Genomic DNA, 23,414 nt, shown 5'->3' with positions numbered 1-23,414 from the left:
AAAAACGTTTATTTTAAAATCCTCTTTTAAAACCCAATTTACGATATGCGAATTATTTTTAGCTGCTTATTTGTACTCACTTTTTTTAACTCTTTTGCACAAGAAGACGTTAAGCCTGAGATAAAACCAGTTGTAAAAATAGATTCTTTGTATCGAGAAGATCAATTTTATTTTTCGGTTACTTATAATATGTTTACCGATATTCCAGTTAATTTCAAACAGAATAAGTTTTCTCTTGGACTTTCGGGAGGTTTCTTACGCGATATGCCGGTTAATAAATCGAGAACTATTGCTATTGCTACGGGTTTGGGATTGAGTTATCAGAATTATTATCAAAATTTAACGATTTCTGAGGATGCTTCAGGTACAATTATATATGGAGTTAACAGTTATGGAGAATTTGTTTCTAATCGTTACCGACAATATTCTGTAGATCTTCCAATAGAATTTAGATGGCGTAATTCGACTTTCGAAAGCACTAAATTCTGGCGTATTTATGGTGGTATAAAATTGAGTTATGTGTTTTCAAGTTCCTCTATTCTGGATGATGGAGAAACGACATATAGAATTAAGAATAACGATAATATCAATAAATTTCAGTACGGCCCATATCTTTCGGCGGGATACAACACTTGGAATGTCTACATCTATTATGGTTTAAGTCCTTTGTTTAATTCGGCAACCACTTTGTCTGGTGAAAAAATCAATATGAAAACCTTAAATGCAGGATTGATCTTTTATATTTTATAACCACAAGTATAAAAATAGAAGCTGCGGCATTATGCCAACAAACAATCCAATTAATATTTCTCTAGAAGTATGTGCATTCATTTCTAAACGGGATGAGGCCACAATTCCCGATAATAAAATAAGTAAAGCGGGCCAATACGGATTATGAAGCTGAAGATGAATGTTTAATCCGATAACAAAAATCGTTAAACCCGAGATAGCGACCATATGTAAGCTTGCTTTTGTCTTGAACAGCACACATACCAGTGCCAAAATAGTACTGAATAATGCGGCAAGAAAAAAGAAATGAAGCTCTGGATAACGTGTAATTACGATACTTCTTTTAACTAATAAAATATACAGAAAACATTGTAGAATAAGCGGAATCGTTCGTTCTGAAGTCTGACTTAGCATTATCGATTTTACGTGTCCAGTCGATTTTAACAATAGATAAAATAAGACAGGAACTATGACGTTAATGACCAAAATCTGAATTAAGACAAAATACTTTTCGTTTGTACTGAAAATATCGTCTTTGTAAAATAGGTAAAACAAAGTTGCATATAACGATATAAAAATCGGATGTAATATATAAGAGAATATTGGAAGTACTTTTTTCAAAACATGGAAATTTGTGGTGTAAAAACAAATATAATCAATAAATTTTTTCTGCCATGAATTACATGAATTCAGGGGAATTATTTTTTTTTGCCACAGATTTTTAGGATTAAAAAGGATTATAATCAGTGATAATCTTTTAATCTGTGGCTAAAAATTTTCACGCAGATTCTGCAGATTTAGGCAGATCTAAGCCAATTTAATTAATAAAAAAATCTGCGCGCATCTGCTTAAATTTTTTTAAATCTGCGTGAAATTAATTTGTAAAAATTTGGGACATTCGTGGCAAACCTTTTTTTAAATTTGAAAAAAAGAAATTTCTAAATGAGTCTAAATTTAAAAAGCCTTGTTTCAGTATTAAATGCCAAATGGATTGGCTCAGATGCTGATGTTTTAATCGATCATATCTCAATTGACAGCCGTTCGCTTCAAAACGGATCGCAAACATTATTTTTTACTCTGGCTGGGGTTAACAATGATGCTCATTTGTTTATTCCAGATTTAATAGAAAACAAAGTTCAAAATTTTGTTGTTCAATATATTCCAGAAGGTTATGCCGATAAAGCTAATTTTTTGGTTGTCGAAAATACGCTTTTTGCACTTCAGGAATTTGCTGCTTATTATAGAAATTTATTCCATTTTCCAGTTATTGGATTAACGGGTAGCAATGGTAAAACGATCGTAAAAGAATGGCTTAATTTTTTATTGAGTCCAGACTACAATATTATTAGAAGTCCAAAAAGCTACAATTCACAAGTTGGAGTTCCGCTTTCGGTAATTGCAATTAATGAAAAGCATAATTTAGGCATTTTCGAAGCTGGAATTTCGACAGTTAACGAAATGATTCATCTGGAAAAAATAATTAAACCTACAATAGGTGTGCTCACTAATATTGGAAGCGCACACGATGAAGGGTTTCTAAATTTGGTGCAAAAGATTGATGAAAAATTACTTTTGTTTAAAGATTGTCCGATCATTATCTATCAAAAAACCGAAGTTGTCGAATCTTGTTTAACGCAGTTTGCAGCAGAATATATGGTGCATCCACGAAAACTTTTCTCATGGAGTTTTACCGATCAAAACGCAGATGTTTTTATTGAAAAACGAGAACATAAAAACGACCATACTTTTATTCAATATCGATACAAAAACGAAATTTTCAGTTTAGAAATTCCGTTTAACGATTCGGCTTCGGTAGAAAATGCGATTTCTTGTTTGTTGGTTTTATTGCATTTTGATTACGATCAAGAAACGATTCAGAATCGAATTGAGATGCTATATCCTGTTCGTATGCGTTTGGAAGTAAAAAACGGAATTAATAATTGCAGTATTATTGACGATAGCTACAGTTCCGATTTTCAATCGCTTAAAATTGCTTTGGACTTTTTAGAAAGTCAGAAGAAGAAAGGCGCTTCAAAAACGGTTATTTTATCTGATATTTTCCAAAGCGGATTCAGCAATGAAGAATTGTATTCTAAAGTTGCTCAGTTAATCTCAGATAATAAAATAAACCGTGTAATTGGTATCGGATCCACAATTTCTTCTTTTAAAGCGAAGTTTCCAAACAGTACAATGTTTGAAAACACGACCGATTTTATAGCTGAAATCGATAATCTGAATTTCAATAATGAAACGATTCTAATAAAAGGAGCAAGATCTTTTCAATTTGAAGAAATCGTTTCGCTTCTGGAAGAAAAAACACACGAGACCGTTCTTGAAATTAATCTCGATGCGATCACTCATAACTTCAATTATTATAAGTCAAAACTAGCGCCAAATGTCAAAATGATGGTGATGGTAAAAGCATTTGGTTATGGTAACGGCGGATTAGAAATTGCAAAATTACTGGAACATCAAAAAGTAGATTATTTAGGTGTCGCTTTCGCGGATGAAGGAATCGCGTTGAAAAATGGCGGAATAAAACTTCCAATTATGGTTTTAAATCCAGAATCGACTAGTTTTCCATCTATTATTCAATATCAATTAGAGCCTGAAATTTATAGTTTGAAAGGACTAAATGCCTTTTTGAAAATAGCTCGCGAAAAGAACTTAAAAGAGTACCCGATTCATATCAAAATAGATACAGGAATGCATCGTTTAGGTTTTGAAAACAATACGATCGACGAATTGATTGCAACTTTAAAAGGAAATTCAACGGTTCGTGTTCAAAGTATTTTATCGCATTTGGCAACAAGCGATGATCCAAAACATTTTGATTTTGTGCGACAGCAGATTGCATTGTTCGAAAAACTGTCTTCAAAATTAATAGCAGAATTAAATACTAATCCAATTCGACATATTTTGAATACTTCAGGAATCAGTAATTTTCCTGACGCGCAATACAGCATGGTACGTTTAGGAATTGGATTGTATGGCGTTTCAAATGATCCCGCAGAGCAAAAGTATTTAGAAAATGTTGGAACATTAAAATCCATCATTTCTCAAGTCCGAACCATTCCTGGTGGTGACAGTGTGGGATATGGACGCCGTTTTATGGCCGATGCAGCAACTAAAATAGCCACAATTCCAATTGGATATGCTGATGGAATTGCGAGATTATGGGGAAATGAAGTGGGTTTTGTCACCATCAAAAATCAAAAAGCCAAAATTGTTGGAAGTGTTTGTATGGATATGCTAATGGTCAACGTAACCGACATAGATTGTAAAGAAGGCGATTCGGTGATTATTTTCGGCGAAAGCCCTACTGTGATAGAGATGGCTGTAGCCTTAAAAACAATTCCGTATGAGATAATGACCAGTATTTCGCAGCGAGTAAAAAGAGTGTTTTTTAGATAATATTAAGAATTTTCAATAAAATTGCGTATTTTCGATATTCATTTATTATTCAACTAAACAGATCAGATATGGGATTTTTTTCAGAATTTAAGGAATTTGCAATGAAAGGCAACGTGGTTGACCTGGCTGTCGGGGTGATCATTGGAGCTGCTTTTGGTAAAATTGTCAGCTCATTTATTGAAGATGTAATTACGCCATTGCTGTTGAAACCAGCTTTAGATGCTGCGCATTTATCGACTATTGAGCAATTAACTGCTTTTGGAGGAGTAAAGTACGGAGTCTTTATATCGGCAGTAATTAACTTTATTATTGTGGCTTTTGTTTTATTCCTGATAATTAAGGCAATGAACCATGCTAAAAAGAAAGATGTTGCACCACCGCCTCCAGCTGGACCAACTCAAGAAGAATTATTGATACAGATTAGAGATTTATTGAAAAATAAATAAAAATATAATACCGCTACACTAAGTCTAACTTAACCGTCTTCTAAAGAGACGGTTTTTTTACAAAATGTTTATTTTATAACATTTTGTTATTTTTTGTGAATCACCTTGTGGAAACTTTTATTATACTTACTTTTGCCTTACAAATTAGATTAATTGATTATTTAAAAATATAAAAATGAGAATTGCAGTTGTAGGCGCTACCGGAATGGTAGGCGAAGTAATGCTTAAAGTATTAGCAGAAAGAAATTTTCCTGTTACAGAATTAATTCCTGTTGCATCAGAAAGATCAGTTGGAAAAGAAATCGAATACAAAGGAACCAAATATAAAGTAGTAGGATTACAGACAGCTGTTGATATGAAAGCTGATATTGCTGTTTTCTCTGCTGGTGGAGATACTTCATTAGAATGGGCTCCAAAATTTGCTGAAGCTGGAACAACTGTAATCGACAACTCTTCTGCATGGAGAATGGACCCTACTAAAAAACTGATAGTTCCAGAAATCAATGCTGACGTTTTAACTAAAGAAGACAAAATTATTGCAAATCCAAACTGTTCTACAATTCAAATGGTTTTGGCTTTGTCTCCTTTGCACAAAAAATACAACATTAAAAGAATCATCGTTTCTACTTACCAATCTATTACAGGAACTGGTGTAAAAGCGGTAAAACAATTAGAAAACGAGTACGCTGGAGTTAAAGGTGAAATGGCTTACAAATATCCAATTCACAGAAATGCAATTCCACACTGCGATAGTTTTGAAGAAAACGGATACACTAAAGAAGAAATGAAATTAGTTCGCGAAACTCAAAAAATTCTTGGTGATAACACCATTAGAGTTACAGCTACTGCAGTTCGTGTACCAGTTGTAGGTGGACACAGTGAAGCAGTAAATGTTGAGTTTACAAATGATTTTGATGTAAACGAAGTTCGCGAAATTCTACACCATACAGATGGAGTAGTAGTTCAAGATAATTTAGATACCTTTACTTACCCAATGCCATTGTATGCAGAAGGTAAAAATGATGTTTTTGTTGGAAGAATTCGTCGTGACGAAAGCCAGCCAAATACATTAAACATGTGGATTGTTGCCGATAACTTAAGAAAAGGTGCTGCAACAAACACAATCCAAATCGCTGAATATTTAATTAAAGCAGGTTTGGTATAATTGAGAGATTAAATAAAATTGTTATAAAGAGAAAACCGTAATTGCAGTGATGTAATTACGGTTTTTTTGTGCGCTGTTTTATGGTATATTTGATTTGAAATTAGACAAATATGATAGACATAAACTTAAATTACATCAAAGACAATTATATAGAGTTTGAAGAAGTAATAAAAACAGCAAATATTTCATCAGATAAATTAAATCAGTTAATTGAAAGTAAACTTGTTCCTGGACCTTCTTATATTATAAATTCAGAAATAAACATTACCTCTTCATTAAATGATAATCATAGAATTATTGTTGAAGAAAAGTATTTTCACCCAAGTGTTTTAGAACTTATAAAAAAGAATGCGGATAATGCGAATCCTGAAAAGTTTAAATTGGAGTTCAAAGAAAATTTGTTGTCAAACTTAAAAAATCACCCCCACAAAGCTTTTGCATACGGAAATGTTTTCGGTGATAACGGGAATATTGATAACGAAAAAATCGAAAAGGTTTTAGAAGAAGAATGGAATCACTATTGTAATGGCGTTTACGGAATTTGTACTCTAAACAATAACGAAAATGCCATTATTGATAAAGAAATCGCTATAAAAAGGATTTTGAGCTTTATAGAAAAGAAATCAACTTCAGTAACAGACGATGAAAAAATAGAGTTACAGAAAATTAATGTAGAATTTAATAAATCTACGAGTTCTTTTGCACCGTATCAAAGAGAATCGAGTAGTAGAGGTAAATATTTGGATAAATTATTACGAGAGTTTTCTTTAGATAATTTGGTAAAAGAATACGAAGAGATATAAATAAAAAAAGCGAGAATCAATAAATTCTCGCTTTTTTTATTTTTAATATTCCGGAGCCAGTTCTAATTCTAGTCCTTCTAACTCTTCAGTAATTGGTATCTGACAACCCAAACGGCTATTAGACTTAACATAAAATGCTTCCGAAAGCATAGCTTCTTCATCGTCTCCCATTTCAGGTAATGCAACATCATTTAGAACATAACACTGGCAAGATGCGCACATGGCCATACCTCCACAGGTTCCTTCAACAGGAAGTTCGTATGCTTTGCATAACTCCATTATATTCATTGCCATATCAGTCGGAGCCTGTAATTCGTGTATAACTCCTTCTCGATCTTTAATTTTAATTAATACATCCATTTTAATTATTGGAATTTTTGGCAGGATTTTATAACGTGAAAAAATCCTAATTTATATTAGCTAGTAGGTTTAGTACTAAAAGCGTATTCTTTTCTATCATTCTCTTTTAAGTGCATTTTTACACCAAGAACGTTATCGTTTTTTTCAAGAATGGTAACCACTGCGATTACAGAATAATAATCTCTATCAGACTGGAAAATCAATGTTCCTTCGTAAGTCGTGTTTAATACTCCTTGTTTGTCAGTTGAAGCAGAAAGCTTTCTCGGATTTGAGAATTCTGCCGAACTGTAAGTTGATTTTACTGTAAATTTTGCTTTTCCTTCTACAAAATCGTATAAGAAATCGTAGTTTCCAATTCGCAATGTTCCAGGTGCTTCGTTTGGATTGATTGAAAAGATAATCTTACCTGAATATTGAAAGTCAGACCATTCTTCAGATTCACTTACCCAAGCCTTGTCAACCACAACATTCTTACTTTGGGCATATCCTACAGAAACAAAAAACAATAATAAAAAAAGAGCGTAATAGTTTTTCATAAGTTTAAGATTTAAGGGTTTTGTGACAAATTTAAGTTAAAAATGTAACAATTCCTTAACAGAAACTCTTAAATCTTTGCGTTGTTTTTTGTGAATGTGGCAAAAAACGTCTTTTTTTAGGTGTTATTTTATGATTTTTTCAATCAAACAATAATTTACCTATTATTCTTGTTAAACTTTTAGGGTTTAATTTGGATAAAAAGATGCTGTTTTTGTTACATTACATTTACCACAGTTTCAATTTGTGGCGCATATTTTTTTATGGTAGTTTCAACACCAGCTTTTAGTGTCATTTGATTAACGCTACAGCTAATGCAAGCTCCTTCCAAACGAACTTTTACATGTTTGTCATCTTCGATAGAAATTAATGAAATATCTCCACCGTCAGATTTTAAGAATGGTCTTATCTCATCTAAGGCCAATAAAACATTACTTGTTAATTCTTCTGTTGTCATAATATGAATGTGTCAATTAGAGAATGTTTTTTAATTCGAAAATGTGCCAATTAGAAAATTAGAAAATTCACTTTGTTGCGTGAAATTATCTTATTTTCTAATTTTCACATTATCTCATTAGTTTCATTATCTCAATTATCTAATTATTTTTTAACTGCCGAGCAACCTGCCATTGTTGTAATTTTGATGGCTTCTGTTGCTGGTAAGCTTTCGTTTCTGTTTACTGTTTCTTGTACAACATTTCTAGTAATTTCTTCAAAAACTGTTTCTATTGGAGAACCAGTCTGCAATGCTGCTGGACGACCATAATCTCCTGCTTCGCGAATAGATTGTACAATTGGAACTTCTCCTAAAAACGGAACTCCTAAATCTTCAGCAAGGTTTTTAGCACCTTCTTGTCCAAAGATATAATATTTGTTTTCTGGCAATTCTTCTGGTGTAAAGTAAGCCATATTTTCTATAATTCCTAAAACAGGAACATTGATGTTGTCTTGCATAAACATTGCCACACCTTTTTTGGCATCTGCAAGTGCTACCGCTTGCGGAGTACTTACTACAACCGCTCCAGTAATTGGAAGTGACTGCATGATAGAAAGGTGAATATCTCCAGTTCCAGGAGGCAGGTCAAGAAGCATGAAATCTAATTCTCCCCAATCTGCATCAAAAATCATTTGGTTTAATGCTTTTGCAGCCATTGGCCCTCTCCAGATTACGGCTTGGCTTGGCGCTGTAAAAAATCCGATTGAAAGCATTTTGATTTCGTAGCTTTCAATAGGTTTCATTTTTGATTTTCCGTCAACTGTTACAGAAATCGGTTTTTCGTTTTCAACGTCAAACATAATTGGCATAGAGGGACCATAGATATCAGCATCTAAAACACCAACTTTAAAGCCCATTTTTGCAAGTGTAACAGCTAAGTTTGCAGTTACAGTAGATTTTCCTACTCCTCCTTTACCAGAAGCAACTGCAATAATATTTTTAATTCCAGGAATGGCACGACCTTTAATTTCCGGTTTCTCTGGAGCTTCTACTTTAATATTTACCTTTACTTTTGCATCTGGCGATATTAGTTCATGAATTGTTCTTCTAATATCATCTTCAGCTCTTTTTTTGATGTGCATAGCAGGCGTATGCAATACAAGGTCTACAACAGCTTCATCTCCAAATGTAATCACATTGGTTACAGCACCGCTTTCAACCATATTTTTTCCTTCTCCAGCAATAGTGATTGTCTCTAAGGCTTTTAGAATTTCTTTTCTATCTAGTTTCATTGTAATGGGCTATTTTTTTATTCTCTAAAAACAGTCTTATAAGATTATATTTATTTAAACTGATTTCAGGGTGCAAAGATAACAGATTAAGTTCGGAAATTAAGCGTTTTTGGATTGTAATTATTGATATTGAGATTATTCAAAATTATTCAACATAACTTTTTATTAAAATGGAATCTAAGGATCATTATCTATTTTGATGCTTTTAGAAAAGTTCTTCCAATTTAAAAGAATGTTCTTTTATGTAAGTTTTCTTTCAAATAAATAAAATTCTCACAAAACTTCGTTATATTTGATTACCCAAATCGATTGATTACCAGACAGGAAAAAAATATGTGAAAACTAAGGTTTTTTGAGTAATTTTTTGGGTTTTCGGTATTTTTTTTAAAGTTATTTCTACCAATTTAAACTTTAAAAATATGCGAAATTTTACTTTTTCTCTAATTATTGTTACAGTCAGTTTTTTTGCATTTTCATTCAATTCATTGTCTAACAATGCTAAAAGCAATTCTGATCTGTCAAATCGAAAAGCTGTTGCGGTCATTACAATCGATGCGGCTTCCATCAATGCCTTCTTCAAGAAATATCCAAAGCTTAAAAAATATCAGAAAGATGTTGATGATATTTATAAAGCCAAACAGTACAAATCTCTTTGGTATGATGATAAAAGTATCACTGAATTTGGATCCTTATTGTATCAGAAAGTAAATGTTCTGAAAGATCAGGGAATTGAAGAAAAAATGCCTTATAAAGAACAAATTGATGAGGCGTTTAATGAAAGTTCTTCAAACAAACCATCTCAACTCGATACCGAATTACTACTTACCAGTATGTATGTGTTTTATGCGAGTAATGTGTATTCTGGAGTTGATCCTGCGACATTGAAAAAAATAGGATGGTATTTGCCTGCAAAATCTATTTCATATACTCATATTCTAGATTCATTAATGGTAGATACCAATCGATTGAATGAAGATGATAATCTATTATTCAGTCAATACTACAGATTGAAAGGTGCGCTGAAAAAATACCGTAAAATAGAAACCGATAATCTATGGCAGAAAATTGCGATTGACAGTGCGACTTTTAAAGATTTAAGACCAGACGATACAGCTATCGCCATTAAACAAATTAGAAATCGCTTATTTGTAGTAGGAGATTTAAAACAAGATTCTGGAAGTGATATTTATGATGAAGAATTGATGGCGGGAGTTTTAAATTATAAAAAAAGATATAATTTAAAAATAAATTATGCCCTAACGAGAGATATTATCAATCAAATGAATGAGCCGATTAGCAAGAGAATCAGAACCATTATGCTAAACATGGAAAGATGCAGATGGATTCCGACCAAATTGGCAAAAGCAGAGGAGTACGTCATGGTTAATATTCCTTCATTTAGGCTGTTTTATGTTAAGGACGGAAAATATGATCTGGTTTCGGACATTTTTGTGGGTAACAGACTTAGTGAAACGGTGATTTTTAGTGGAAGTATGGATCGAATAGTCTTTAGTCCGTATTGGTACGTGCCAAATAGCATTATACAAAACGAATTAAAACTCCAGATTGCAAGTGATAAGAACTATTTGGAAGAACATAATATGGAATGGAACGGAGGTAAAGTGCGACAAAAACCAGGGCCGAAAAATTCGTTGGGATTAGTAAAATTCATGTTCCCAAATCCAAACGATATTTATATGCACGATACGCCTGCAAAAAGTTTATTCGAATTTGAAAAACGTACTTTTAGCCACGGCTGTATCAATGTGAAAGAAGCCAAACAGCTTGCTTTGCATATTTTAAAAGACGATCCAGACTGGCCGGCAGACAAAATTGAGAGTGCTATGAATGGCGGAAAAGAAACAACCTGTATGCTTAAACGTAAAATTCCGGTTTATATAGGTTATTTTACCTGCTGGGTTCAGGACAACGGAGAAGTTAATTTTTTCCCAGATGTATACGATCGAGACCAAAGTTTGGATAATTTGATTTATAATGATGCCATTACAATGAAAGATTAAAAATAAAAGCCCGACGGATTTTACTGAAATCTGTCGGGCTTCTTTAAAAAAAATGGTCTACAAGCTTATTCGTATTTTAGATATTTTAATACATCTATTCTAGTTACCTGAAATGCTTTTGTTAAAACAATTACTAATGTTAAAAACAAAAGTGAAATCAGGGCAATTATAAACGGAACTGTCGATATTCCAATTCTAAAAGCGAAATCTTCAAGCCATTTCTGTAATAATATATAAGCAGGAACAATCCCGATTGCAAATCCTATAAAACAGAAGACAATATATTGTTTCGACAATTCTTTTAGGAGTATATCTGTTTCGGCTCCTAATGTTTTTCTAATGGCGATTTCTTTCAATCTTCTCTCCATCGAAAATGATGCCAAAGCGAACAATCCGAATATAGCAATTATGATTACGACCAAATTTAGGATGAAAAAGAGGTTTTTTTGTTTGACTTGCTCTTCATAAGTTTTTGCGAATCCTTTGTTAACAAATTCGTAATCAAATGGATAGTCAGGATTAACGTTTTTCTCCCAATATAATTTCAATTTTTCTAACGTTTCTGTTAAATTATTTGGAGAAACCTTTACAAGAACTCTATTAAAATTATTCCATTTTAGCGTTTTTAAACTAATAAAAACCATTGGCGGAACCTTATTCTGTAAATTGATTAAATTAAAGTCTTTCACAACTCCAACAACTTTAAACTTCAAATTATCACTGTTTCCAATACTCCAGCCCGATGTTATCATGGTGTTTACTGGATTCTTAAGATTTAGTTCTTTGGCAAGTGTCTCGTTTATAAGCATGCCGTTTACAGTGTCTGAAGCAAATTGAGCAGATAAATCGCGCCCTTCAACGATTTTAATCTTCATCATTTCAAGAAACCCAAAATCCATTTCGATGTTTTTTGGCTGTACAAAAATTCCATTATGCTTAAATCCTGAACTTGATCCCGAATTGCCTCCAAAAGTGCCGGCAAATGTAGTAACATCTACAACTCCGGGAATTTTTTTAATTTCTTGTTTCTCTGCTAAATATTTATCTGTTCTGCTTAATCGGTCTTTTGTATTGTACGTAATAGAAAGTACCTGATCACCGCTAAAGCCTAGATCTTTGTTCATCATGTAACTAACTTGCGAATTAACAATCAATGCTCCAATGATAAAGAAGGCAGCAATTCCGAATTGAAAGATAAGCATCGAGTTTCGAATCCAAATACCGCTTTTACTTCTTGAAAAATTCCCTTTTAAAACCTTTAATGTTTCAAAATTTGAGATATAAACAGCAGGGAAAATACCCGCAAGAACGATTACTAATCCAAATATAAAAATGAGCTGCAGGTAAAATTCGCCGCCATTCATAGTCAAAGTTTTTCTCAAAAAGGTATTGTAATAAGGTAATGAAAGTTCTACAATTGCAAGTGCAAAAACAATTGCAAGTGTTACGATTATAGAAGTTTCAAAAATAAACTGCGTAACAATTTGCTTTTTTGTTGCACCCACAATTTTACGCACACCTACTTCTTTGGCGCGTTTGATGGCCGATGCAGTTGCCAAATTGATATAATTTACTATAGATAAAAATAAGATTAGAATAGACAAACCGCCCATAATGTAAAGCAATTTCAAATTGCCCTGTCCTTCAGGAAAATTTTGGCCTCCTGAACTTATTGTGCCATATAAACGAGACGTTTTCAATTGATCTAGGATCACTTCTACCTGTCCGTTTTCTTTTAAATATTGCTCTACGGTCTGACCGCTGGCTTTGGCATCTTTTACGGTTCTGTTAACAAAAATTACATTTTGCATTTTCTTTATAAGAGCAGCAGAATTGGTTCCTTTTTTAGCTTTGACCATTAAAGCATAATTAAAATTCCCCCATTGATCTCTGTCGCCCTCACGTTTAACCCCGTTAAAGACATAATTTGGTTCAATTGAAGAAGGTGTAGTTACACGAAAAACCGCTTTTACGATATAATCGCCATTACCATACGAAATTGATTTACCAATTGGATCATCGTTTTTGAAAAGCAATTTTGCTTGATCTTCGGATATGGCAACACTATTTTTTTCTTTTAAAATGTTCTGTTTGTTTCCTTTTATAATTTCAAAAGGGAAAAAATCAAAAAAGTTTTCGTCTGTACGAACAACTTTTTTATCTAATATTTTTAGATTTTGAAATTTAACAACACCATCTTCGTACCAATTGTAGAGAAAACAAATTTTGTCAATTTCAGGGATTGTAGCTTTACAAGTCTCGCCAAAAGGGATTGAACTAGTTGCCCAAATATCTCCCGAACCAATTTTGTTTAGAACAAGATAAGTGTTCTCTTTTTCAGGATTCCATTGATCGTATGCATTTTCATTGTTCCAATATAAGATCGCAAAAATGACAGAAGCAATCCCGATGCTTAGTCCTAAAACATTTAAAAACGAAAACAATTTGCTTTGTTTTAAATGATATATAAATATTTTAAACCAGTTAAAAATCATTTTGTGGTATATTTTTTATAGTTGATATGGTTGTTTTTGGTAAACCTTTCGGTTTTACATCATAGTAAATATTTTGCATACTAGCTCTACCAGAACTACAAGTGCAGTAACAATAATTTTAATCATCACTTTATTATTTAGCGTCCATAAAAACATCAACATTGCGTTGATTTAATTTCTCAGAAAATATAACTCCGTCTTTCATATGAATGGTTCTTTGCGAAAAAGAAGCATCATAATCAGAGTGGGTAACCATCAAAATGGTAGCGCCTTTAGCATGTAAATCGGTTAAAAGTTCCATTACTTCATTACCGTTTTTACTGTCTAAGTTTCCTGTTGGCTCATCGGCCAAAATAATTTTAGGATCATTTACCAACGCTCTTGCAACGGCAACTCTCTGCTGCTGTCCTCCAGAAAGCTGTTGCGGAAAATGTTTCAAACGATGAGAGATATTAAGTTTTTCGGCAATCGCTTCGATTTTTTGTTTTCTTTCAGAAGCTTTTACGTTGTTGTAAAGCAATGGCAATTCGATATTATCATAAACAGAAAGCTCATCAATTAAGTTGAAATTCTGAAAAATAAAACCAATGTTTTCTTTCCTCACTTGCGCTCTGCCTTTTTCTTTTAAGCCAATCATTTCTTGGTCTAGCAGTTTGTAGCTTCCGGTGCTTGCACTATCCAAAAGCCCGATAATATTTAATAAAGTCGATTTTCCACATCCAGAAGGCCCCATAATGGTTAAAAAATCTCCTTTTTTTATTTCTAAATTGATACCGCTCAAAGCAGCAGTTTCTATTTCTTCTGTTCTAAAAACTTTGGTTAAATTCTGAATTGTGATCATAATTTTTTAGGTTTTGAAATGTTTATTAAATACGTTTTTTGATTGATGATTGAAATTATATTTTTGTTTATTTTGTTTCAAGTTTCAGGTCTCAAGTTGGTTGCAGCGTTAACGTGAAACCTGAAACTTGAAAACAAAATAAACTATTCTTTATTTAGAGAAAGCTCTTCAATATCTTTATAATCGGTGTAAGAAGAAGTAACTACAGATTCGCCTTCTTTTAAACCTTTTAAAACTTCATAATACGAAGGATTTTCACGTCCTAATTTGATATTTCTTCTTATCGCTTTGTTTCCGTTTACAACAAAAATCCATTTTCCTGCAGCTTCTTGGTTAAAAGCTCCTCTCGGAATTACCAAAGTTCTATTCTTTTCAGACAAAATCAGTTTTACTCCAAAACTAAGTCCGTCCTGTAGAACAATGTTTTCTTTGCTTACAAAAGCAAGCTCCACAGTAAATCGTCCGCCTTTTACTTCAGGAATTACTTTGGTCACGATAACTTCAAGATTTTTCCCTTTAAATTCTACCTGTCCTTTTAAACCTTCTCTAAGTTTTTCCAGATAAAATTCGTCTACTTCAGCAATCAGCTTGTATCCTTTGTTAGAGTCGATTCTTCCAATGCTTGCACCTGCCTGAAAAGTCTTTCCTAAAACAGGTTCAAAAGAGGTTAATCGTCCTGTTTCTGGCGCTGTAATTAAAAAGTTCTTTTTGTTGTTTCTAAGAATATCCAAACTTTTTTCCATAGTCTGGATTGAACGGTTTATTTGTGAAATCTGAACCTGATTGCTTTGTTTTTCTTTTTGAATACTCTGCTGAATGGTTCTTTTGCGTTCTTCCTGAAAACGAAGGCTTTCTTTAAAAGTATTCCAGTCATTTTTAGAAATTACATCTTTCTCATACAACTTCGCGTTCATATCATATAATCTCTTTGCGTCGTTATAATCATGCTCTATCAAAACCAAATCTTTGTTTAGATTTAATTCTTGATTTCGAATGTTTAATTTCCCCGTATTCAAATTGTTAATTTGTTCGATAATAGCAGTTTCCTGAGTCAGATAATTCAATTCTGTATTTGGATTGTACAAACGAGCCAGCGATTGTCCTTTGGTAACCATTGCGCCATTTTCTACAAAGATTTCTTTTACAGAACCTCCCTCGGTAACATTCACAAGCATAACATTCAAAGGTTCTACTTTTGCCTGAAAAACAACAAAATCTTCAAAAAAGGCTTTTTCTGCTTTTTGAATTACCAATTCGTCGGCTTTTACATTTAAAGTTCTTTTGGTGTTAAATGCAAAAAGGACGATTACGAGCAAAACTAAAAAAACAGCAATTGCTATTGCGAGATATCTAAATTTTTTACTTTTACGAGGAATTATCGTGTCCATTTTTTTAATTATTTTACTGATAATCAATAGGTAAATATTGTGCCATAAAATTTATTATCTGTAAAGTATTGATTTTAAAGAGGCTCTAAAAAACACTTCTAAAAAGCAGTGTCCGATAATGAACAGTTGACCGTTCGGAAGCGGACAGAAAAAAGACCACATGAGAAAAAAACTAGCCCAAATATTAGTTGTTGACGATCAGGAAGAAATTCTTTTTTCTGCAAAAATGATTCTTAAAAAACATTTCGAGACGATTTTTACAACCAATAGTCCTAAAAAAATCATTTCGATCTTAAACGAAAATGACATAAATGTGGTGTTGCTGGATATGAATTACCGAATTGGTTTTGAAGATGGGCGAGAAGGAATTCATTGGCTGAAAGAAATTAAAACACTTTCTCCCAATACAATTGTGATCTTAATGACCGCTTTTGGTAAAATTGAAACCGCTGTAGAGGGTATTAAAATTGGAGCTTTTGATTATGTACTAAAGCCGTGGAATAACGAAAAACTGCTAGAAGTTATTGATAAAGCAGTCACTGAAAGCAGAAAAACTAGCAAAAAAACAACTTTAGAAAAAACAGAGAAGGCCGAAAAGAAATATTTTGTCGGCACTTCAGCAAAAATAAAACAAGCGTATTCTATCGCCGAAAAAGTGGCCAGAACAGACGCCAATGTTTTAATTTTGGGCGAAAATGGAACAGGAAAGTATGTTTTTGCCGAATTTATTCATCAGCATTCGGAAAGAAAAAATGAGCCTTTTGTACATGTTGATTTAGGTTCGTTAAGTGATAATTTGTTTGAAAGTGAACTTTTTGGTTACGCCAAAGGTGCTTTTACGGATGCTAAAATCGATACCGCTGGCCGTTTCGAAAATGCATTAAACGGAACTATTTTCTTAGATGAAATTGGAAATATTCCCTTGCATCTTCAAGCTAAATTATTGCACGTTTTACAAACCAAAACCGTAACGCGTTTAGGCGAAAGCAAACCACGATCGCTGAATGTTCGTGTTATTGCCGCAACGAATAGTGATATTAAAACAGAAGTCAAAAATAAAACGTTCCGTGAAGATTTGCTGTACCGAATCAATACTATGGAAATCAATTTGCCTTCTTTAAGAGAAAGAAAAGACGATATTGTACCGATGGCCAATTTTATTCTGGAACAGATTGCTGAAAAATACAATCAAGAAAATTGGCGTTTTGAAGAAAATGCTGCATACTATCTTGAAAAATATCCATGGAAAGGGAATGTCCGAGAAATGGAAAACAAAATTGAACGCGCTTTGATTTTAGCTGAAAACAATACTATTTCGGTAATGGATCTGGATATTTTGGATTTTGAAGAAATTCAGGAAAATGATGAAAATCCGTTATCGGAAATGGAGAAAGGCGCAATTGAAAAAGCACTTTTCAAGCATAACGGAAACATCAGTAAAACGGCTGAAGAACTTGGTTTGTCGCGCGCTGCGTTGTACAGAAGAATTGAAAAATACGATTTGAAGAATTAGAATGAATAATAATTTTGCCACAGATTAAAAGGATTTTCACAGATTTAAAATAAAAAATCCTTTTTAATCCTTTTAATCTGTGGCAAAAAAAAATAATAAATGAAAAACTGGAAATTTTATAATGCCTTGTTCCTGAGAGTCGTGTTTATCATGGTGCTCTTTCTGTGCAGTGCATTATTGTTTTACAAAGGATTTCAATACAACGCTTTATTAGTCGGTATTTTCGTTTTGATTTTTCTAATTGAAATGTATTTTTTTGTCAAAAGCCAATTGCTATTTTATGACAAAACGATAAACTCGATTCTACATGACGACTTTTCTGCCCATTTTCCAGAAGAACATAAAAAAGACAACTTCAATAGTCTGTATCTTTTGTATGATACTTTAAAAGTTCAGAAACAAGAGCAGATCTCTAAAGAATTAATCTACCGTTCGATTTTGAATAGTATTGATACCGCTGCTTTAATCTTAGAAAAAGAAAATGAGGATTGGTCCATTTTTATAATGAATGACTGTTTTTCTAATCTTTTCAAAGTGCCAAAAGTAAGTCATTGGAAATACCTGAAAAACTATCTTCCGAGTTTATGCGGCGAAATTGAAAAGGTTGGTTTTGCAGAATTAAAAACCGCTATTTCAATCAAAATTGAAGATCAGGATCTGCAGACTTTTATGTTGCAAACTTCTCTTACGCAGACTTATGACAAAGAGTATTTTATTGTTTTACTAGACAGTATTCAGCGCGTTATTGAGAAGAAAGAAAAAGAAGCATGGATTAATCTGATGAAGATTATTTCGCATGAACTAATGAATTCTTTAACGCCTATTCGTGCGCTTTCGCAGAATTTGCTTCACATTGTAGATCAGGATGAATTGGAAGATGATGATTTTGAGGACATTAAAAGCAGTATTTCGACAATCATAAATAGAAGTGATCATTTACAGTTTTTCGTGGAAAATTATCGCAAACTGGCAATGCTTCCAACGCCGAATAAACAAATGACACCAATCAATGCTTTGTTTGAAGATTGCCTTCGAATTATGAGTCCGATCTTGAAGGAAGAAAGAATAGAATTGATGAATGAAATACACAGTTCACGTTCTATTATGATTGATAAAAATCAGATGGAGCAGGTAATTATCAATTTGATTACCAATAGTATTCATGCTTTAAAAGAGAAATCAGAAAAGAAATTAATGATTTCCAGTTATACAGAGAATAATCGTTTTTTCATTGTAATTTCAGATAATGGAAAAGGAGTAGATGCTGAAATTAGAGATAAAGTTTTCCTTCCGTTTTTCACCACCAGAAAAGACGGAGCCGGAATAGGATTAACGCTTTCTAAGAATATTATTGAAGCACACGGAGGTTATCTGAGCTATCAAACTGATGAAGATAAAACGAGTTTTGTGATTTGCTTGATTTAGTGGGTTTGCCACAAAGTCGCAAAGACGCGAAGATTTTATTGTAGAGACGCACTGCAGTGCGTCTACACAAAGAGAGTAAATATTGATAATGGTTTAATCTCGCAAAGTCGCAAAGACGCGAAGATTTTATCGTAGAGGCGCACTGCAGTGCGTCTACACAAAGAGAATAAATATTGATAATGGTTTAATCTCGCAAAGACGAGAAGTCGCAAAGCTTATTTTAAATTTTCTTTGCGACTTCGCGTCTTTGCGAGAGATATAAACACATTGTTTAAATGAACTTATATCACTTATATGGTGAAAATGTTTGCTATGATTCAACTTCCGGTTTCCAGAAATGTTTTTCAAAATCTACAATTTGATTGTTGACCACTTTGATTCCCTCATTTTCTAAAAGCTGTTGCATTAAATTAGTTCCATCAAAGTGATGTTTTCCTGTTAGAAGTCCTTTTTGGTTAACCACTCTGTGTGCAGGAACATCATCCATATTATGACAGGCATTCATTGCCCAGCCGACCATTCGTGCAGAACGAGCTGTGCCTAATGCTTTTGCTATTGCACCATAAGAAGTAACTTTTCCAAACGGAATTTGTCTGGCGATTACATAAACTCTTTCAAAAAAATTTTCCTCTGCCATTTTAAAATATTTTTACCATTAAGATATGAAGCTAATAAAGATAAAAACTTAATTTTTCTTAATCTCTTAATGGTTAATTTTATTTATCCGAAGTAGTAATTCAGGATATTAAAAAGTGTTGCTAGAGCTACTAATCCAGTAATGGTCCCGATAATGGTATTCATGTTTCTCATGAAGTAATCGGTTTTCTTTTCTATTCTTCCGAAGAAAGCAATATAGCTGTATAAAATTCCGAAAGCCCCAAGAACAGAACCTAATACAAATGTTAGTATAATCGGGTTTTGAAATGTAAAAAGATTGTATGAAGCCAGAGTAACACTTACGACAACATAATACGGAATCGGAAAAAAGTTTAATCCAGAAAGCAGCATTCCGAGAAAGAAACTGCTTTTTTTACTCTTTTTGATTTTCGTTTTTTTCTTTGCTATCGGATCTTTTGCAAAAAACAAAAAGTAAATAGTTAAGATCGAAAAAATGACAAAACCAACTTCACGCAATAAGGTTACAACATCTGGACGATTGTCTATGACACGAGCAAACAATACGGCAACATAAGCTTGAAAAAAAATAACTAAAACAGCCCCGATTACAAACCATAAAGCATTCTTTTTGCCTTCTTTCATTTTTATTTTGGCAGCTGTCATATTGAGCAATCCTGGCGGAATAGTCCCGATGGCTGCAGCAATAAAGCCTGAAAGTAATGGGGTAAGATAGGTCATTTAGTTATTAAAATCGGTTAGATAAAGGTTTCAAAATTAAAGTTAGTCTTTAATTTTGAAACGAATATACGTAATTGCCTTATTAATTTCTAAATATTGTTTTTCGTAAAAAGTCTGTATAGAAGTTACAACTTCTGGGCTTCCTTCGTTTTTATAGACGTTATGGTTGGCATACAAAACTTCGTGACCTTCTCCGTGAAGCAATCCAAGAGTATAACCGTGCATAAATTCGCTATCGGTTTTAAGGTTTACGACACCGTCTTTTTTCAGGATTTTTTTGTACAATTTCAAGAACTCAGAATTGGTCATTCTGTGTTTGGTTCTTTTGTATTTGATCTGCGGATCTGGGAAAGTAATCCAGATTTCGTCTACTTCGCCTTCAGCAAAAATATGATTGATCAATTCGATTTGGGTACGAACGAAAGCAACATTATGAAGTCCGTCTTCAACAGCAGTTTTGGCACCACGCCAGAAACGCGCACCTTTAATATCAATTCCGATAAAATTTTTGTTTGGGTATTTTTCTGCTAATCCAACAGAATATTCTCCCTTTCCACATCCTAATTCTAAAACTAATGGATTATCATTTTTAAAGAAATCAGAGTTCCATTTTCCTTTTAAAGGCATTAAATCGCCTACAACTTCTTCTCTGGTTGGCTGAAAAACGTTTTGAAATGTTTCGTTCTCTCTGAATCTTTTTAGTTTATTTTTACTTCCCACTTTTACAAAAATTTTCCGCAAAATTAAGGAATATAAACGAATGAAAATAGCGTAATTAGGTTTAAAAAGTTTTCCGCCACGAATTCACGAATTATTTTAAAAATAAAATTCGTGAATTCGTGGCGGAAAAAAATATTTTTAACCGTAATGTGGCTCAGTAATTGGTTTTGATTTCGGATCTAATGTTTCATCATGTTGTGATAAATCCAATCCGATGTGTTCTGATTCTTCTGAAACTCTTAGCGGAATAATGAAATTGGTTACTTTGAACAAGAAATAAGCTCCAAAGAAAGTAAAGACTGAAACCAGAACCAATGCCATCATGTGGTGTCCGAAAACATTCCATCCGCCGTGAAGTAAACTTGCATTTTCGCCGTGAGCGAAAATAGCGGTTAGAATCATTCCCATAATTCCGCCCACACCGTGACAAGCAAAAACGTCAAGAGTATCGTCGAATTTTTTAGAATATTTACAATTTACAGCCGTATTAGAAACCAAAGCTGTAATGAATCCGAAGAACATACTTTCTGGGACAGAAATAAATCCTGCAGCAGGCGTAATGGCAACTAAACCTACGACAGCTCCAATACAAGCCCCTAAAGCAGAAACTTTTCTTCCGTTCATTCTGTCAAAGAAAATCCAAGTTAACATCGCTGCAGCCGATGAAGTTGTCGTTGTAGCAAAAGCCATAGCCGCAGTTCCGTTGGCAGCAAGAGCAGATCCAGCGTTGAATCCGAACCATCCAAACCAAAGCATTCCTGTTCCTAACAATACAAATGGAATATTGGTTGGAATATGCTGGCTGTTTTTTCTTTTTCCTAAAACAATAACGCCCGCCAAAGCAGCAAAACCAGAACTCATGTGTACCACAGTTCCTCCGGCAAAATCTTTAACTCCAAAATAGCTTCCTAAAACGCCTGTTGGGTACCAAACTGCGTGACATAAGGGAGCATATATAAAAATGGTAAATAAACTAATGAAAACTAAATAAGAAATAAAACGAACGCGCTCTGCAAACGAACCTGTGATAATCGCAGGACAAATGATGGCAAATTTCATCTGAAACAAAGCAAAAAGCATAAACGGAATCGTATTGGCCAATTGTTTATGAGGCAGAACGCCAACATAATCCATAAAAGCAAAAGTGGTCGGATTACCAAAAAAGCTGTAAAAATGATCTCCAGAACCAAAACCAACCGGTTCTCCAAAAGCAAGACTAAATGCAACTACAACCCATAAAAGCGTAACGACACCCAGACAGATAAAACTTTGAAGCATAGTCGAAATAACGTTTTTCTTTCCTACCATTCCACCATAAAAGAAAGACAATCCTGGTGTCATGATTAAAACCAGACAGCTTGAAGTAAGCATCCAGGCAACATCGGCAGGAACAATATGATCTGTAGTTCCAAATTCTGATAAAACATAATTATTTTCGGTAACTGTTGGCCAAAAAGCCCCTATCGTACATACGACGCTTATCATGATAAAGGAGATAATCCAGCGTTTTTCTATTTTCATTTTTAAAATACTTTGTTTAACCCTATTTTTTTTGGGGTCAAAGTTAGAAAAAAATAAATATTCTTGTTTTTAAGGCTGTTAAAATAGAGGTGTGGGTTTTATTTTGATGAATTTTGTAAAATACGGTTCGTTTTTTTGACAGTATCTTATTCTAAAGTTACAAAAAAGCGCTGTTTTTGCCGAATTAATTAAAATTAATCTGCTAACAGTGCTTCTAAAGTGCTCAAAAAGTTATGTTTATAATAAGAAAACCGTAAAATGTTTTATTTTTTCTGAAGTTTTGCGATCAAAGCGTCTTCAATTGGAGCTTTTATCTTGGTTACAGTATCAACTTCGTCATTTGGAACGGTCATCGATAGAACATAATGCTGAATTTTCCATTCGTTCCCTACTTTTATTAAAACTCCAGAACCGCGGCAAATTTTCATTTGTGTGTCTAGCAATTCGTCAAACCAAGCAATCTTTCCGCTTTTATCAAAAAAGATATGACGCTCTAAAGCTTTAAAATTCCACGTAGTTCCTTTATCGAAAAAGGGTTTTGCCCAAATAGCAAATTCTTTTTTGGTCCAATTTTCAGTTGCATCGGTTCCAATGTAAATTGCGTCGTCTGCCAATACATTAAAGTAAGCATCAAATTTTACTTCGCCAGCAGCTTTGTGCCACGCGTCAAGAGTCTGATTGATTTTGTTTTTGTCTGCTTGTGCATTGGCAAAAGAAGCAACGAATAAAAGAAGTAAAAGTGTTTTTTTCATGAGATATGTTATTTGAGTTTAAAGGTATAATTTTTTTTGAACCATATAAGTGATATAAGAAAACTAAAGAAAACGAATTATTGCCGCAAAGGCACCAAGGCACTAAGAATCTTTAAAATAAAACTTTGCGCCTTGGTGCCTTTGTGGCAAGTGTAAGTAAAGCTTAAATTATCTTACAATACTTATATGGTGTAATATCTCAA

At 33.3% G+C, this 23,414-nt stretch carries 21 protein-coding genes; 8 read left to right on the top strand and 13 right to left on the bottom strand.

Annotation, left to right across the window (positions count from 1 at the left end; all coding sequences use genetic code 11):
* The first annotated feature begins 45 nt into the window (after positions 1-45).
* Positions 46-750 carry a porin family protein gene (locus AC3Y25_RS01805; RefSeq protein ID WP_489901543.1) on the top strand — a complete coding sequence of 235 codons (705 nt, stop codon included), beginning with the start codon at positions 46-48 and terminating at the stop codon, positions 748-750.
* On the opposite strand, the gene AC3Y25_RS01800 is transcribed toward AC3Y25_RS01805, so the two are convergent.
* The gene (locus tag AC3Y25_RS01800) at positions 745-1,350 is read right to left on the bottom strand and encodes a hypothetical protein (protein ID WP_250834404.1); all 606 of its coding nucleotides are present in this window, start codon (positions 1,348-1,350) and stop codon (positions 745-747) included. The two genes, AC3Y25_RS01805 and AC3Y25_RS01800, sit on opposite strands and share 6 nt — an antisense overlap.
* Positions 1,351-1,671: 321 nt before the next feature.
* Between AC3Y25_RS01800 and AC3Y25_RS01795 the strand changes: the two genes are divergently transcribed.
* From AC3Y25_RS01795 to AC3Y25_RS01780, 4 genes are all read left to right on the top strand, one after another.
* Entirely contained in the window at positions 1,672-4,143 is a 2,472-nt protein-coding gene (locus tag AC3Y25_RS01795; RefSeq protein WP_489901542.1) for a bifunctional UDP-N-acetylmuramoyl-tripeptide:D-alanyl-D-alanine ligase/alanine racemase, read from the top strand.
* 68 nt (positions 4,144-4,211) lie between these two features.
* Positions 4,212-4,589, top strand: a complete 378-nt coding sequence (gene mscL / locus AC3Y25_RS01790) for a large conductance mechanosensitive channel protein MscL (protein ID WP_095929726.1) — start codon at positions 4,212-4,214, stop codon at positions 4,587-4,589.
* Positions 4,590-4,764: 175 nt separating this feature from the next.
* Entirely contained in the window at positions 4,765-5,754 is a 990-nt protein-coding gene (locus AC3Y25_RS01785) for an aspartate-semialdehyde dehydrogenase (protein WP_489901541.1), read from the top strand.
* A gap of 110 nt (positions 5,755-5,864) precedes the next feature.
* The gene (locus AC3Y25_RS01780; RefSeq protein WP_489901540.1) at positions 5,865-6,557 is read left to right on the top strand and encodes a DUF6058 family natural product biosynthesis protein; all 693 of its coding nucleotides are present in this window, start codon (positions 5,865-5,867) and stop codon (positions 6,555-6,557) included.
* 42 nt (positions 6,558-6,599) lie between these two features.
* On the opposite strand, the gene AC3Y25_RS01775 is transcribed toward AC3Y25_RS01780, so the two are convergent.
* From AC3Y25_RS01775 to AC3Y25_RS01760, 4 genes are all read right to left on the bottom strand, one after another.
* Positions 6,600-6,917 carry a 2Fe-2S iron-sulfur cluster-binding family protein gene (locus AC3Y25_RS01775; RefSeq protein WP_095929730.1) on the bottom strand — a complete coding sequence of 106 codons (318 nt, stop codon included), beginning with the start codon at positions 6,915-6,917 and terminating at the stop codon, positions 6,600-6,602.
* A 56-nt stretch (positions 6,918-6,973) separates the two neighbouring features.
* Positions 6,974-7,453 (bottom strand): hypothetical protein, encoded by a 480-nt coding sequence (locus AC3Y25_RS01770; protein WP_095929731.1) that lies wholly within the window; start codon positions 7,451-7,453, stop codon positions 6,974-6,976.
* Between the two features lie 215 nt (positions 7,454-7,668).
* On the bottom strand, positions 7,669-7,908 hold the full coding sequence (locus tag AC3Y25_RS01765) for a NifU family protein (RefSeq protein WP_095929732.1): 240 nt from the start codon (positions 7,906-7,908) through the stop codon (positions 7,669-7,671).
* Positions 7,909-8,051: 143 nt separating this feature from the next.
* Complete coding sequence (locus AC3Y25_RS01760) at positions 8,052-9,179, bottom strand: Mrp/NBP35 family ATP-binding protein (RefSeq protein WP_095929733.1); 1,128 nt, start codon at positions 9,177-9,179, stop codon at positions 8,052-8,054.
* Positions 9,180-9,598: 419 nt separating this feature from the next.
* Here AC3Y25_RS01760 and AC3Y25_RS01755 point away from each other — a divergent pair, with 419 nt between their 5' ends.
* Positions 9,599-11,200: a L,D-transpeptidase family protein gene (locus AC3Y25_RS01755; RefSeq protein WP_489901539.1), complete on the top strand. Its 1,602-nt coding sequence runs from the start codon at positions 9,599-9,601 to the stop codon at positions 11,198-11,200.
* A 65-nt stretch (positions 11,201-11,265) separates the two neighbouring features.
* Here the strand turns inward: AC3Y25_RS01755 and AC3Y25_RS01750 are convergent, their stop codons facing one another.
* The 3 genes from AC3Y25_RS01750 to AC3Y25_RS01740 form a co-directional block, all read right to left on the bottom strand.
* Positions 11,266-13,695, bottom strand: a complete 2,430-nt coding sequence (locus AC3Y25_RS01750; RefSeq protein ID WP_489901538.1) for an ABC transporter permease — start codon at positions 13,693-13,695, stop codon at positions 11,266-11,268.
* Positions 13,696-13,828: 133 nt separating this feature from the next.
* The gene (locus tag AC3Y25_RS01745) at positions 13,829-14,536 is read right to left on the bottom strand and encodes an ABC transporter ATP-binding protein (protein ID WP_248729096.1); all 708 of its coding nucleotides are present in this window, start codon (positions 14,534-14,536) and stop codon (positions 13,829-13,831) included.
* 143 nt (positions 14,537-14,679) lie between these two features.
* Positions 14,680-15,924 carry an efflux RND transporter periplasmic adaptor subunit gene (locus AC3Y25_RS01740; RefSeq protein WP_489901537.1) on the bottom strand — a complete coding sequence of 415 codons (1,245 nt, stop codon included), beginning with the start codon at positions 15,922-15,924 and terminating at the stop codon, positions 14,680-14,682.
* Positions 15,925-16,084: 160 nt separating this feature from the next.
* Between AC3Y25_RS01740 and AC3Y25_RS01735 the strand changes: the two genes are divergently transcribed.
* Together AC3Y25_RS01735 and AC3Y25_RS01730 are read left to right on the top strand one after the other, a co-directional pair.
* Positions 16,085-17,437, top strand: a complete 1,353-nt coding sequence (locus AC3Y25_RS01735; protein ID WP_489901536.1) for a sigma-54-dependent transcriptional regulator — start codon at positions 16,085-16,087, stop codon at positions 17,435-17,437.
* Positions 17,438-17,536: 99 nt separating this feature from the next.
* Positions 17,537-18,862, top strand: coding sequence for a sensor histidine kinase (locus tag AC3Y25_RS01730; RefSeq protein WP_489901535.1), 1,326 nt, complete (start codon positions 17,537-17,539; stop codon positions 18,860-18,862).
* 310 nt (positions 18,863-19,172) lie between these two features.
* Here AC3Y25_RS01730 and AC3Y25_RS01725 read toward each other — a convergent pair whose 3' ends face one another.
* The 5 genes from AC3Y25_RS01725 to AC3Y25_RS01705 all read right to left on the bottom strand — a co-directional run bounded on the left by AC3Y25_RS01725 (position 19,173) and on the right by AC3Y25_RS01705 (position 23,211).
* Complete coding sequence (locus tag AC3Y25_RS01725) at positions 19,173-19,499, bottom strand: MGMT family protein (RefSeq protein ID WP_111286436.1); 327 nt, start codon at positions 19,497-19,499, stop codon at positions 19,173-19,175.
* Positions 19,500-19,582: 83 nt separating this feature from the next.
* A complete protein-coding gene (locus AC3Y25_RS01720; protein WP_095929741.1) occupies positions 19,583-20,218 on the bottom strand; it encodes a LysE family transporter in 636 nt (211 codons plus the stop codon).
* A gap of 42 nt (positions 20,219-20,260) precedes the next feature.
* Positions 20,261-20,938, bottom strand: a complete 678-nt coding sequence (gene trmB / locus AC3Y25_RS01715) for a tRNA (guanosine(46)-N7)-methyltransferase TrmB (RefSeq protein WP_095929742.1) — start codon at positions 20,936-20,938, stop codon at positions 20,261-20,263.
* Positions 20,939-21,076: 138 nt separating this feature from the next.
* Entirely contained in the window at positions 21,077-22,459 is a 1,383-nt protein-coding gene (locus AC3Y25_RS01710) for an ammonium transporter (protein ID WP_379794852.1), read from the bottom strand.
* A gap of 263 nt (positions 22,460-22,722) precedes the next feature.
* Positions 22,723-23,211, bottom strand: a complete 489-nt coding sequence (locus tag AC3Y25_RS01705; protein ID WP_489901534.1) for a nuclear transport factor 2 family protein — start codon at positions 23,209-23,211, stop codon at positions 22,723-22,725.
* Positions 23,212-23,414 lie beyond the last annotated feature (203 nt).

The organism is Flavobacterium sp. LK-23 (genome assembly GCF_058135255.1).
Note: the sequence above shows the minus strand (reverse complement) of the source record. Positions and strands in the feature narration are given on the sequence as shown.

Coding starts and splice junctions, on each gene's coding strand:
- AC3Y25_RS01710 (WP_379794852.1), bottom strand. CDS start 22,459: ATGAAAATAGAAAAACGCTGGATTATCTCCTTTATCATGATAAGCGTC.
- AC3Y25_RS01760 (WP_095929733.1), bottom strand. CDS start 9,179: ATGAAACTAGATAGAAAAGAAATTCTAAAAGCCTTAGAGACAATCACT.
- AC3Y25_RS01770 (WP_095929731.1), bottom strand. CDS start 7,453: ATGAAAAACTATTACGCTCTTTTTTTATTATTGTTTTTTGTTTCTGTA.
- AC3Y25_RS01720 (WP_095929741.1), bottom strand. CDS start 20,218: ATGACCTATCTTACCCCATTACTTTCAGGCTTTATTGCTGCAGCCATC.
- AC3Y25_RS01725 (WP_111286436.1), bottom strand. CDS start 19,499: ATGGCAGAGGAAAATTTTTTTGAAAGAGTTTATGTAATCGCCAGACAA.
- AC3Y25_RS01785 (WP_489901541.1), top strand. CDS start 4,765: ATGAGAATTGCAGTTGTAGGCGCTACCGGAATGGTAGGCGAAGTAATG.
- AC3Y25_RS01765 (WP_095929732.1), bottom strand. CDS start 7,908: ATGACAACAGAAGAATTAACAAGTAATGTTTTATTGGCCTTAGATGAG.
- AC3Y25_RS01780 (WP_489901540.1), top strand. CDS start 5,865: ATGATAGACATAAACTTAAATTACATCAAAGACAATTATATAGAGTTT.
- AC3Y25_RS01705 (WP_489901534.1), bottom strand. CDS start 23,211: ATGAAAAAAACACTTTTACTTCTTTTATTCGTTGCTTCTTTTGCCAAT.
- AC3Y25_RS01750 (WP_489901538.1), bottom strand. CDS start 13,695: ATGATTTTTAACTGGTTTAAAATATTTATATATCATTTAAAACAAAGC.
- AC3Y25_RS01745 (WP_248729096.1), bottom strand. CDS start 14,536: ATGATCACAATTCAGAATTTAACCAAAGTTTTTAGAACAGAAGAAATA.
- AC3Y25_RS01795 (WP_489901542.1), top strand. CDS start 1,672: ATGAGTCTAAATTTAAAAAGCCTTGTTTCAGTATTAAATGCCAAATGG.
- AC3Y25_RS01755 (WP_489901539.1), top strand. CDS start 9,599: ATGCGAAATTTTACTTTTTCTCTAATTATTGTTACAGTCAGTTTTTTT.
- AC3Y25_RS01730 (WP_489901535.1), top strand. CDS start 17,537: ATGAAAAACTGGAAATTTTATAATGCCTTGTTCCTGAGAGTCGTGTTT.
- AC3Y25_RS01805 (WP_489901543.1), top strand. CDS start 46: ATGCGAATTATTTTTAGCTGCTTATTTGTACTCACTTTTTTTAACTCT.
- mscL (WP_095929726.1), top strand. CDS start 4,212: ATGGGATTTTTTTCAGAATTTAAGGAATTTGCAATGAAAGGCAACGTG.
- AC3Y25_RS01735 (WP_489901536.1), top strand. CDS start 16,085: ATGAGAAAAAAACTAGCCCAAATATTAGTTGTTGACGATCAGGAAGAA.
- AC3Y25_RS01775 (WP_095929730.1), bottom strand. CDS start 6,917: ATGGATGTATTAATTAAAATTAAAGATCGAGAAGGAGTTATACACGAA.
- AC3Y25_RS01740 (WP_489901537.1), bottom strand. CDS start 15,924: ATGGACACGATAATTCCTCGTAAAAGTAAAAAATTTAGATATCTCGCA.